The sequence below is a fragment of the Sphingopyxis sp. SE2 genome (assembly GCF_032227185.1).
In the GTDB taxonomy this organism is placed as follows: domain Bacteria; phylum Pseudomonadota; class Alphaproteobacteria; order Sphingomonadales; family Sphingomonadaceae; genus Sphingopyxis.
In genome coordinates this window covers 792,930-804,175 of the sequence record NZ_JAPMXW010000001.1, presented here as the reverse complement: position 1 = coordinate 804,175, position 11,246 = coordinate 792,930, and the positions used below count along the sequence as shown (strand labels likewise).

Annotated in this window: 11 protein-coding genes; 5 read left to right on the top strand and 6 right to left on the bottom strand. The window is 60.9% G+C overall.

Going from position 1 to position 11,246, the window contains the following annotated elements:
* Positions 1 to 86: 86 nt before the first annotated feature.
* Both OVY29_RS03700 and OVY29_RS03695 read right to left on the bottom strand, forming a co-directional pair.
* Entirely contained in the window at positions 87 to 635 is a 549-nt protein-coding gene (locus OVY29_RS03700; RefSeq protein ID WP_313910960.1) for a hemerythrin domain-containing protein, read from the bottom strand.
* A gap of 25 nt (positions 636 to 660) precedes the next feature.
* Positions 661 to 861, bottom strand: coding sequence for a hypothetical protein (locus OVY29_RS03695; RefSeq protein WP_313910959.1), 201 nt, complete (start codon positions 859 to 861; stop codon positions 661 to 663).
* 284 nt (positions 862 to 1,145) lie between these two features.
* Here OVY29_RS03695 and OVY29_RS03690 point away from each other — a divergent pair, with 284 nt between their 5' ends.
* Positions 1,146 to 1,499: a cupin gene (locus tag OVY29_RS03690; protein WP_313910958.1), complete on the top strand. Its 354-nt coding sequence runs from the start codon at positions 1,146 to 1,148 to the stop codon at positions 1,497 to 1,499.
* Between the two features lie 44 nt (positions 1,500 to 1,543).
* On the opposite strand, the gene OVY29_RS03685 is transcribed toward OVY29_RS03690, so the two are convergent.
* The 4 genes from OVY29_RS03685 to OVY29_RS03670 form a co-directional block, all read right to left on the bottom strand.
* Positions 1,544 to 2,170, bottom strand: coding sequence for a NifU family protein (locus tag OVY29_RS03685; protein ID WP_313910957.1), 627 nt, complete (start codon positions 2,168 to 2,170; stop codon positions 1,544 to 1,546).
* Between the two features lie 104 nt (positions 2,171 to 2,274).
* Entirely contained in the window at positions 2,275 to 3,489 is a 1,215-nt protein-coding gene (gene hmpA / locus OVY29_RS03680) for an NO-inducible flavohemoprotein (RefSeq protein ID WP_313910956.1), read from the bottom strand.
* Positions 3,474 to 3,875: a histidine kinase gene (locus tag OVY29_RS03675; protein WP_313910955.1), complete on the bottom strand. Its 402-nt coding sequence runs from the start codon at positions 3,873 to 3,875 to the stop codon at positions 3,474 to 3,476. The genes hmpA and OVY29_RS03675 overlap by 16 nt, the downstream gene beginning before the upstream one ends.
* 55 nt (positions 3,876 to 3,930) lie before the next feature.
* Positions 3,931 to 4,620 (bottom strand): alternative oxidase, encoded by a 690-nt coding sequence (locus OVY29_RS03670; protein WP_313910954.1) that lies wholly within the window; start codon positions 4,618 to 4,620, stop codon positions 3,931 to 3,933.
* Between the two features lie 81 nt (positions 4,621 to 4,701).
* On the opposite strand from OVY29_RS03670, the gene OVY29_RS03665 reads away from it, so the two are divergent.
* The 4 genes from OVY29_RS03665 (at position 4,702) to OVY29_RS03650 (ending at position 10,782) form a co-directional block, all read left to right on the top strand.
* Complete coding sequence (locus OVY29_RS03665; protein ID WP_313910953.1) at positions 4,702 to 6,249, top strand: PAS domain S-box protein; 1,548 nt, start codon at positions 4,702 to 4,704, stop codon at positions 6,247 to 6,249.
* Complete coding sequence (gene fixJ, locus OVY29_RS03660) at positions 6,239 to 6,850, top strand: response regulator FixJ (protein ID WP_313910952.1); 612 nt, start codon at positions 6,239 to 6,241, stop codon at positions 6,848 to 6,850. Before OVY29_RS03665 ends, fixJ begins: the two co-directional genes overlap by 11 nt.
* 79 nt (positions 6,851 to 6,929) lie before the next feature.
* Complete coding sequence (gene gnd / locus OVY29_RS03655; protein WP_313912038.1) at positions 6,930 to 7,907, top strand: phosphogluconate dehydrogenase (NAD(+)-dependent, decarboxylating); 978 nt, start codon at positions 6,930 to 6,932, stop codon at positions 7,905 to 7,907.
* A gap of 301 nt (positions 7,908 to 8,208) precedes the next feature.
* Positions 8,209 to 10,782 (top strand): hypothetical protein, encoded by a 2,574-nt coding sequence (locus OVY29_RS03650; protein ID WP_313910951.1) that lies wholly within the window; start codon positions 8,209 to 8,211, stop codon positions 10,780 to 10,782.
* The last annotated feature ends 464 nt before the right edge of the window (positions 10,783 to 11,246 follow it).

The window sequence follows — 11,246 nt, the reverse complement described above, 5'->3', positions numbered from 1 at the left end:
ACCGCCGCCGCACCTTTTTTTATTGTACTCCTGTTCATGGTGCTTTGCGGTCCGATCCTGTCCGCTTGGCGCCCGGGCAAGCGACCTCATGGCCGCCGATCCGCCAAGGCTGCGAACAGCATTCGGTACTGTCTGTCGACCGGCTCCGCAGATAGCGGGTCCGCTTCGCCGCTTGTCCGGCTAGCGAGCTCCTGCCAATCCTCATCGGTGAGCACAGTCGTCGCAGCGGGAAAGAGAAAGCGCTCCTCCCAGTCGAGATGTTGCCGGTATGACGAACTCAGTCTCCGCCCGGTTTCAACCAGATCTTCGCGCAGGTACACGCCGCCGCAATTGCAGATATCGTGGAAGATGTGAGTGAGTTCGGCGGTTCGCCTGCCGAGGTCTTGATGCTGGTTCGAGAGCGCCTGCAACGAGCTGCCGACACCATAATCGCGGCGGGAAATCAGTTCGAGTAGCCGATCTTCTCTGGGATGATGCCATTGATCGAGGAAGTCACGGCAATAGGCGATGCAGCCGCCGAGGACCTCGTAATCGGCATTCCGCGCATCGCCGAACTCTGCGAGTTCCTCTTCGAAAACGCCGAGCATAAGCCTGACATGCTCGTGTTCGGAAAGGAAGACACCGAGGATATCCATTGCTCAAACTCCCTCAGCCCGGCAGCTAGGCGGCCGATGCACTGATCGCGGTGATCGTCGCACCCATGAGCGCAAGCAGCACGGACCTGCCAATCTTGACGCCTGCGAGATTCAGACCGGTTCGATCTTCGGGCAGTACCGGGCTTGCCGCATCGACGATCTGCGCAAGATCGCCGGCGCTCACCACTCGCGCATTGGCGACAAAATCTGAGTTAATCGCCGTCATCGTTCCGCTCCTTCTCGTCGATACAAATACTAGCCCGACGAAGGGCTGCGGACACTTCGATCATCTCCCTACGGTCAGCCGCCTAAGGTCCATCCCGGAGGTGACAAACGGCATGCAAAGGCTTGGGTGGCAGAAGCCGGTCCGGGCGCCCTCTCCCCGAGCTCCGAAGGGACCGGGACCACCTCCGGATTCGGGTTCAGCGGTCGATGTCTGCGCCACAGGGCTTCAATTGACCGGCATACGGTTCTAGGCAGAGGCGATACGACATCAAAACGAGGACATTCATGGCATTACATCACGTGACATCGGGCGAGGTCGTCGATCTGAGTCCTTTGGGATCCGAGCTGAATTCCGCGCAGACAAGAGCTTTGGTGAAGACCGACAGTTTCGAGGCAATCTATCTCGCAGTTCCTGCCGGCGGTGAGATGCCGCCCCACAAGGTATCGGGCAGGTTTACGCTGCACTGCCTCGAGGGCCGCGTGGAAGTCGGATTGGAGGATAAGGTCGTCGAGCTGCCGGCTCATGGCTGGGTATATTTCGACGGAGGAGTGCTGCACTCGGTTCGAGGGCTGGAACACTCCTCATTGCTCCTGACGATCATGCTGCCAGCCTCGGGAAGCTCAGCGCAGACAGCGTGAGGCCATTGCCGAACGACGGCTGCAGCCAAGAACGGGCGTTGCAGCTATTCGACTTTGCCCCACCGGGCCTCGATCCACTTGCGAAAACGTATTCTCGGATCTTCGCGCGGCCGATCGTCGCTAAGCGCTTCGACCTTTCGGACCTCAGGGACCCAGTGGCGGATCGCCTGCTCAATCCCACCTTTCAGCGTGATCGCTCCGGACGGGCAGCCGCCGCAGGCGCCTTCCATTTTTACCAGAGCAAGCCCTGATTGCGGATCGAAACTGACCAGCAACGCCTCTCCTCCGTCGGCGGCGAGGAGCGGATTGACGTAGCGAGCCAGCACATCTTCTATCTGTCGCTCGATTGTGGCGATTGTTTCGATTTCGGGCGATGCACCGCTGAGGTCCTCGACCTCCGCGGACGCTGCCCTGGAGAGCGCGATTTTGATCGACGGGCGAAGCGAGTCCCACGATATGCTCTCCGTCTCACGCACTATGGTGACGAAGTTCCGCGCAATCATGACGCGGATAAGCCCGCTTATCTCCAGTAGATCTGCCGCGAGTGGATTGGAGGCGGGTATTCCACGCTTGAACTGCTGTGATGCTCCGTGCGTGAGTGGGAAGCCGGTCACGATTCTGAGTGCGTTTGGATTCGGCGTGGATTCAAATTCAATCGCATCCTGGTTCACTAGCTTGCCTCTGTATTGCGCCGGCCAGCAGGACTGCTTTTCCGCCAGGGCGGGGGGGGGGAACGCGCCGCTTGCATGTGCGCCGCGTTGCCCCCGGGCCCTTGTCAGGCGGCGAGCAGTTCGTCGGCCGGTCCGAAGAACTCGTAATGAATTCTGTCCGCGGGCACGCCGTTCATGGAAAGCGCCGATACCGCCGCACGAAGGAAGGGACGCGGGCCGCAGATGTAATAATCCGCCTGTCCGACGGGCGTCTCTGCGGTGAGCCACTCGTCAGTGATGATGCCGGCATGATCGTAATCGTCTCCTGCGGCCTCATCTTCCAGCGGGGTCTGATGAAAGACACTGACCTTGAGGTTCGCGGCCCCCGCGGCGAGATCGCGCACATGCTTGCGCATGGCATGCGTGTCGCGATTGTGGGTGCCGTGCACATAATGCACCGGCACGTCCGCATCGTTGGCGACCAGCGTTTCCAGCATCGCGATCAGCGGCGTGAGACCGACACCGCCGGAAAGCAGGACGACCGGACGCGCAGGCTTGCCCTCCATGAAGAACTCTCCCGCCGGAGGCGCAACCTTGAGGACCGTGCCCGCTTTTGCATCCTCGTGCAGCCAGCCTGAGGCGAGGCCCTGAGGCTCCCGCTTCACCGAGATCCGGTAAAACTCGCCGTTCGGCGCATTCGAGATCGAATAGTTGCGCTTGACCGGCGGATGTCCCGGAATATCAAGCCAGAAGGTCAGGTACTGGCCCGGTTTGTGCCGGATCACAGCCTCGCCATCGCAGGGGCGCAGGATAAACGAGGAGATCACGCTGCTTTCCGGAACGACTTCCTCGACCCGGAAGTCGCGCCAGCCGTTCCAGCCGCCCTCGGCTTCGCTGAGTTCCTCATAAACGCGCTGCTCGCGAGCAATCAGGATGTTGGCGAGGAACCAGTAGGCTTCGCCCCAGGCTTCCAGGATCTCTTCGGTCGCGGCATCGCCCAGAACGGCGCCGATCGCGCCAAGAAGAGCCTCCCCGACATAGGGATAATGCTCAGGCAGGATCTGCAGCCCGACATGCTTTTGGGCAATCCGCTCCACCGCGGGTGCCAGCGCCGAGAGGTTGTCGATATTGTTCGCGTAGGCGAGAATGGCAGCCGTGAGTGCCCGGGGCTGCGCGCCTTCCTCGCCGCCGTGATGCGACTGGTTGAACAGATCTCGAATTTCGGGGTTCTGGAACATTCGAGCATACATTTCCTTCAGGATCTGCAGTCCGTGCGCTTCCAGAGCGGGCACAGTCGCCTTCACCAGTTCAATCGTTCTGCCGTTCAGCGCATCTGCCATCGAAAATCTCCTGTTGGGTGGGACCGGCGGATACCGCCGGCATTTGGTGGGGTGAGCGCATGAAGCGCGTCAGTCAGTTCCTCGCCGAGCAAGGGCTTTTCGATCAGAATGACGCCGGCCCTGGCGGCGTCGCGCCTCAGGCGCTGCGTTGGATTTGTGGCGAGAAGAATGGCCGGGTTTGTCGAACCTGTGCGGTGCAATTCCTCCAGGAATTGCAGGCCGCCGCCGCGATAGCGCTGCTCGACCACGAGACACGTGGCGCCAGCTTCGCCTGTTTCCTGCGCCGCGCCATCTCGCGGATCGAACCCTTGCAGCGACAGCGCGAACTCCAGTGAAGCCAGGAGAGCGGGATCGGTCACGTACAACACAACTCGAAATCCGGACATCCTCGATGCTCCCGGCTGCGGGCCGGCGGTATTGCCGCCGCCAGCCCCTTCGCGATCAGGCGGCCTTTTTCCAGTTGGGCTCGAGCACCAGATGAGGCGGACATTCGGCAACCTGACCGACCGGGAGTCCGGCGAGTTCGTTGGCGAAGCCGTGGTTCACATCGCGGTGATGTGCCTCGTCCGCTCTGACGACCAGCACGACGTCGCGCAGCGTGGCGCCGTCCGGGAGGTCCCAGTACCTCCGGGCGATTTCCGGTGCCGGCACGTTCTCGCTGCGGCCGCTGTCGATCTCGGCAAGGTAATGGGTGTAGCTGATCACCGCCTCTTCCTCGAAATAGCCGACGACGCGGTGTGCGGTCTTCGAGCTGATCAGGTAGAGCGCGAAGAAGAACAGGTAGAACACCCATTGAACGCCGATGATCACCGCCCGTTCGAACCAGGTCGGTTTGGAGACCTCGATGAACGTCATGAGGTGCATGCGCTCATTTTCGGCCTCGTCCATGAGCGTCTTGATCCAGCCCTTGTCGTCGCACATGCGGCGAAGGCAGGCCAGATGATTGATCGTCGCACCGACCATGCCGGGGACAGCAGCCACGGTCTCCAGCACCACTGCGCGGTGACCGTAACGCTCCGCAAAGAAGGTATCGGCGGTCCACCGCAGTGCCTTCGTGAAACCGAAGGCGATCCGGTCCGAGATTCCGCTCGGCTTGTGGTGAACGCCAAGATCTATGAACGGTGCAGTCACTGGAACTTCTCCACTTGGCGGCGCGATTGATCCATATGCCGCTGCAGCAGCCATCTATGGAACCGAAGAGAGGCATGAAATTTGGATGATGTCCCTACCGCCGATCCCCTAAGGGCTTTCCCGGAGGTCCCGCGGACGACCTTCACCAGCCGCTTCCTTCCTCGCCTCCCCGTGCTTGCCGCGCTGGCTCTGGCCTTGTTAGCGATAGGCGCCGGGGCAGCTGTCCGCCTTCTGTTTGCGGAAGAACTGGGGCAACGGGCCACGTTCATCTTCTTCGTGCCCGGCGTTGTCGTGGCCAGTGCTCTCTCCGGTGTGCGTGCCGGTACCGTGGTGGCGATCGCGGGAGCGGCAGCGGGGCTGTTATGCGACCGGGTGAGCGGGCCCATCATCAGCGGTAGCCTGATCGCCGCGGCGGCTTTCGTTGTGATTGGCTTCGCCATCGCTGTCGGCGGCGAGTGGTTTCAGCGAGCGCGGGTCGACACCGAAGCCGCTGCGGCAGAGCTCGCGCAGCGCGAGGCCCATTTGCGGTCCATCCTCGAGACGGTGCCCGATGCGATGGTGGTGATCGATGAAGAGGGCCTGATCCGCGATTTCAGCACCGCAGCCGAGCAGATGTTCGGCTGGAGTGCGGAGGAAGCCATTGGGCGCAACGTCAGCATTCTGATGCCGGACCCTTACCGCACGGCGCACCCGGATTACCTAGAGCGATATTATCGCACGGGTGAGAAACGGATCATCGGCAAGGGCCGAATTGTCGTCGGCGAGCGCAGCGATGGCTCGACATTCCCGATCGAACTGGCGGTGGGGGAGATGCAAGCCGATGAACAAAGATACTTCACCGGGTTCATACGGGACCTGACTGAGCGGCAGCAGACGGAAACGCGACTGCAGGAATTGCAGAACGAACTGGTCCATGTGTCTCGCCTGACGGCGCTCGGCGAAATGGCTTCGGCTCTGGCGCACGAATTGAATCAGCCGCTGTCCGCGATCGCCAATTATCTGAAGGGCAGCCGTATGCTCCTCCAACGCGACGAAGTGCCGCAGGAGCGCGTCTCCGACGCGCTTGACCGCGCAGCGGCTGAGGCGATGCGCGCTGGTGAGATTATCCGTCGCCTGAGGGACTTCGTGGCGCGCGGAGAAACCGAGCGTGCCGTCGAAAGCCTGCCGAAGATGGTGGAGGAAGCCAGCGCCCTGGCTTTGGTCGGGGCCAAGCAGCACGACATCCGCGTACAGTACGATTTCAGTCCCCAGGTCGAACTTGTACTGGCCGACAAGGTGCAAATCCAGCAGGTCGTGCTCAACCTCGTGCGCAACGCGGTCGACGCCATGGTCGACTTTGGAGCTGACCGCCGCGAGCTGGTCATAATTATCGAGCCGGCCGACAACGATATGGCTTGCGTCGTGGTGGCGGACAGCGGCCCGGGAATCGATCCGGAAATCGCGGATCAGCTGTTCCAGCCCTTTATCACCACCAAACGCACCGGTATGGGCGTGGGCCTCTCAATCTCGCGCACGATCGTTGAAGCACATGGCGGGCGCATATGGGCCAGACCTCGCGAGGGCGGCGGTACCGTTTTCGCCTTCACCGTGCCCCAGGTCGGCAAGCAGGAGCTTTACGATGCCGAGTGATTCGATCGTCTATGTGATCGACGATGACGAAGGAGCGCGGCATTCGCTCGAATTCCTGCTGGACTGCGCTGGCATCAGGGTCCGCTCGTTTCCTTCGGCCGATGCTTTCCTCAAGTCCTCACCCCCTCTTTCAGACGCTTGCGTCGTAACCGACGTCCGGATGCCCGGGACCGGCGGCATCGAACTGGTGGAGGAACTCAAGCGCCGTGGCGCCAGCATTCCGGTCATCGTCATTACCGGGCACGCCGATGTGCCGCTCGCTATCCAGGCAATGAAATCGGGCGCTGCCGATTTCATTGAAAAGCCCTTCGATGACGAGGTGATGCTGGCCGCGATCCGCAGCGCGCTGAGTCAACAAGAAGAAGGGGAGCAGGCAGATGCGGCGCGGCAGGAGGTGTTGGAACGAATGGCCAGCCTGAGTCGGCGGGAGCGGGAGGTTATGGACGGCTTGGTCGCCGGCCTCGCGAACAAGGCCATCGCGTTCGACCTTGAGATCAGTCCCCGAACGGTCGAGGTCTATCGTGCGAACGTGATGATGAAGATGCAGGTCAAGACGTTGTCGGAACTGGTTCGCGTGGTCACCGTCGCCTCTCTGAGGTGATTAGCGGGGTCGCAGACAAAGGGTACATGGCAAGATCATGAACAGCGAAGACGGCTCCGTAGATGGCAGACAGCCCCCGATGGAGATTGGGCTGGTCGGATTGGGCCGCATGGGCGCCAATATAGCGCGGCGGCTGATGGCGCAGGGGCACCGCGTCGTCGCATACGACCATAAGCCGGAGGCGGTTGAGGCACTGGTCTTCGAAGGGGCGGAGGGAGCTGGTTCACTGGCAGACCTGCGCTCCAGGCTGGAAAACCCGGCCACGATCTGGCTGATGCTTCCCGCAGGCGAAGCAACCGAACAAAGTATCTCTGCACTGGCAGCGATCTGCCCGGAAGGCGATGTTCTGATCGATGGCGGAAACAGCCACTTCAAGGACGACATCCGCCGGGCGCGCCTGCTGGCGAAGAGTGGGATCAGTTACATCGACGTTGGCACGTCTGGCGGAATCTTCGGAAGAGAGCGCGGCTATTGCCTGATGATCGGCGGGGATACCGAACCAGTTGAGCGCCTGGACCCAATCTTCCGGGCGCTCGCCCCGGGTCTGGGGATGGTTGGACGCACTCCTGGCCGAGACGGTCACGACCCGAGGGCCGAGCTCGGCTATGTGCACGCCGGGCCGGCGGGAGCGGGCCACTTCGTAAAGATGGTCCATAACGGCATCGAGTACGGCATGATGCAAGCCTTTGCCGAAGGGTTCGATATCCTGAAATCACGATCTTCGGAGCGGCTGCCTGCTGAAGAGCGCTACGATCTTGATCTGACTGACATTGCAGAGGTCTGGCGCCGCGGGAGCGTTGTTTCATCATGGCTCCTCGACCTGTGTGCCGAGGCTTTGGCCCACGACCGCTCCCTTGAGCGTTTTTCCGGATTGGTGCCGGACTCCGGAGAGGGGCAGTGGACCATCGAGGCGGCAATGGAAGAAGCGGTGCCCGCGCATGTCCTCACCGCAGCGCTCTATGCTCGTTATCGCAGCAGGGTCGATCACACATTCGGCGAGAAGCTGCTCTCAGCCATGCGCAAGGCCTTTGGCGGCCATTCCGAGGTGGCGTCTTAGTCACCTGAATCTGGAGTTCGTTCGCCTGGTTGCCTTCTGGCAGCGTTTGAATCGCACCATCTCCAGAAACCTAGGAATCGATGACATGAACTACGGTTCCGGCTGGCTAGTTGGCGCTTTCGAGAGCGGTCTTGTGCAGCGCTCGCACTGAAACCGCGATCCTCTGACGCCGAATCGACGGAGAGGTGAAACGTCATTCGATGGATTGGAAAGGCACTCAAAACACAACATATTGATAGGGGTCAATGCAGCTGCTACTATTTGTGGTAAGTTCTCCGCCGTTGATAATCTTGAGGGAAACATGATGCATCCCATTGCCAAAACGGATTTTCGTCCCCTCGACCCCGGCATGGGAGTTGCAGTCGCCGAGAGGACCTACCTTCGCCGGATCCTCACCCCGCGGGCCACTTCATTGCTTGACCGGATCGTTCGGCTCAATCCAGCGGATCCCCATCTCAAGGGATGGCTGGTCGCGCTGCACAACAGCGACGGCTTTGAGGTCGCATTGGATGCCGACGCTCCGATGCGTGACGGTCGACCGGACACCCGCTGGGAGAATTGGGGTGAGCTCGCCGCCCGCGTCTCCTTGGGAAACGCAAGTCTCTTGCGCCTGCACAATCCGGCGGACGCACCCTATGGAACTCCCGAAGTCGAAAGCCGCGAGCGAGAGGAACTCGGTAAGTTAATCGCCAGGGGCGCTGTCCTGATGTCCGGGCGACACCTCCAGCATGGTGACCGGCACCAAGTCATCCGCAACCAAGAGGTCTTCACGAACTGCAGCACGGCCGCCACCAGTTTCGCGCTGTTCTACCTCCTGCTCAACGGCTCGGGCGTCGGTCGCTGCTACGATGACGACCTGATGCTGGTGAACTGGGATAACATGCCCACGATCCGCGTCGTGCTCGACGAGCTCCATCCCGACTTCGACCACTCGCAGCACACTTCGATTCGCGACGCTCGTCATCTCTACGGCAAGGGCACCAACGTCACTTGGCACGAGGTCGCGGACAGCCGCGAGGGGTGGGCAGTGGCGATCGAACTGCTGGAGATCATGGCCTACCAGAAGGCATATCGTGATCATCTGCTCGTGCTCGACTTCTCACGCGTGCGCGGGCGCGGAGAACCGATCATGGGCATGCAGGGCCGACCTTCGTCGGGTCCGGTGCCGCTGATGAACGCCCTGGAAAAAATCGCCAAGGTCAAAGGAGCCGGTCTCGCTCCTTGGCGCCAGACGCTCTACATTGACCACTATCTTGCCGAGCCGGTGCTGGTCGGCGGAGCACGCCGCGCGGCGCGCATGTCAACCAAGCATTGGACCGACTTCGAGGCCGTGGATTTCATCGAGGTGAAGCGCCCGATCGAATATGACGGTATGCCGATGACGCAGGTCGCCGCTTATCGCAGCGAGTGCAACAATCCGCCGCTCGCATTCCTATGGTCCAGCAACAATAGCATCACGGTCGATGCCGAATTCTGGCGCCGCGTCGAGCTGCCAGAGGGGCACTCCGAATACAATGATCGACTCACCCGCCACGCCCGCGCCGTGCTCCAGCGCGGCGCGGAGTGCGCGTACGGTGATGGTACCGGCGAGCCCGGCTTCATCAATGCGGACAAGCTCGTCCGGAACGACGCCGGCATGGACGCGCCAGCCTATCGCAGCGGAAACTATGTCGGTTCGGCCCGCTACGAAGTCGGCGACGACACACGCCTCTACCTCGCCCGCCTTGCGCGTATCGTCGCATCCAAACCGAACGGCTACATTGTCAATCCTTGCGGCGAGATCGTGCTGTCGGTGGTCGGGGCCTTCTGCGTGATCGCCGACGTCGCGCCGTTTCATTGCGACAACCTGGAGGAAGCCCATAGCGCGGTGCGGGCGGCCGCACGTGCGCTGATGCGGGTAAACCTCATGGACAGCTTCTACTCGACCGAAGTCAAGCGCACCAACCGCATCGGCGTGGGCCTCACCGGCGTCCACGAATTCGCGTGGAAGTTCTTCCGCGTCGGCTTTCGCGATCTCATTGCGCCCGATTTCGTCGGATTCCAGCAGGCGGGGGTTGGCCGCGGCGATCTGTCGGGAAACGCCATTTTCGACTGCACACCGGGCATCCGCGCGGCAGCGTTCTGGGACGCGCTCGGCGCCCTGTCGCGTTCGGTCTATGCAGAAGCGGTGGCCTACGCGGTCGAACTGGGCGTTTCGGTGCCCCATACAGTGACGACCATCAAGCCATCCGGCTCGGTCTCCAAGCTGCTCGGCTTGACCGAGGGCTGGCATTTGCCGTCGATGCTGCGCTACCTGCGCTGGGTGCAGTATCGCAACGACGATCCGCTTGTAGAAGGCTACCGCTCGCTCGGTTATCCGGTTCGCAAGCTGGAAGTTTACAGGGGGCACACGATCGTCGGCTTTCCGACGGCACCCACAATCACCGGCCTCAAGGGAATCGAGCCGCACCTAGTAACGGCCGGGGAGGCGACGATGGAACAGCAGTTCGCCTGGTTGCGCCTCGGCGAAGCCTTCTGGCTCGAAGGCTTCGACGTCGATGAATATCTGACCGGCACCAAAGCGCTTCCAGCCTACGGCAACCAGATCAGCTATACGCTCAAATACCGCTCTGACGTGACCGACTATGCGACGTTCGAGGCTATGATCCGCGCCCACCAGCCGACCGTTCGCGCCTGCTCGGTGATGCCACAGGACGACGACCTCTCGGCTTACGAGTACCTTCCCGAACAGCCCGTCTCCAAAGCGGAATTCGAACGCATCGCGCGCGCCATTCAACGCACAGACTTCTCCGAGGACGTCAGCCTAGAGCATCTCGATTGCTCGACGGGTGCATGCCCGACCGAGTTTCGTGGCGGACAGAAGGAAGCTGCCTAGAGTCCTTCCGCAGTTTAGTGAATCGGGGGGAATCACTTGGGGAGAAGATATCAAGTTCAAGCCGATCACTGTGGAGGAGGTCAGCATGGATAAGGCCATTTTCGCGGGGATACGAGTTTGTGCAGTGCTTGATCGGGGCATGGGCTGATCAACTCGGCATTTGAGAAGGCTGATCGTGTTGAAGCCGTGCTAGAAAGTACGCTTTTCACAAAGTATGAACTTGTGCCGCGAAAATCAGCGGATCGCAGATGGACGTGAAACTGTGCCATCGCTACTTGAGAATCGTTGGTTTTATGTGTTGTCACATATTAAGATAAAAAATGCAAAGACGCAGCTAGATACCTGTAAAAATTAGGAATTTTACTTCAAAATTCCCTTCTCTTAATCAGCGGGTCCTAGGTTCGAGCCCTAGTGCGTCCACCATTTCTCCTTATAAAAAAGGCATCCGCTTCCGGCCTTGTGGA

Coding starts and splice junctions, on each gene's coding strand:
- OVY29_RS03700 (WP_313910960.1), bottom strand. CDS start 635: ATGGATATCCTCGGTGTCTTCCTTTCCGAACACGAGCATGTCAGGCTT.
- OVY29_RS03650 (WP_313910951.1), top strand. CDS start 8,209: ATGATGCATCCCATTGCCAAAACGGATTTTCGTCCCCTCGACCCCGGC.
- gnd (WP_313912038.1), top strand. CDS start 6,930: ATGGAGATTGGGCTGGTCGGATTGGGCCGCATGGGCGCCAATATAGCG.
- OVY29_RS03690 (WP_313910958.1), top strand. CDS start 1,146: ATGGCATTACATCACGTGACATCGGGCGAGGTCGTCGATCTGAGTCCT.
- OVY29_RS03695 (WP_313910959.1), bottom strand. CDS start 861: ATGACGGCGATTAACTCAGATTTTGTCGCCAATGCGCGAGTGGTGAGC.
- OVY29_RS03675 (WP_313910955.1), bottom strand. CDS start 3,875: ATGTCCGGATTTCGAGTTGTGTTGTACGTGACCGATCCCGCTCTCCTG.
- fixJ (WP_313910952.1), top strand. CDS start 6,239: ATGCCGAGTGATTCGATCGTCTATGTGATCGACGATGACGAAGGAGCG.
- hmpA (WP_313910956.1), bottom strand. CDS start 3,489: ATGGCAGATGCGCTGAACGGCAGAACGATTGAACTGGTGAAGGCGACT.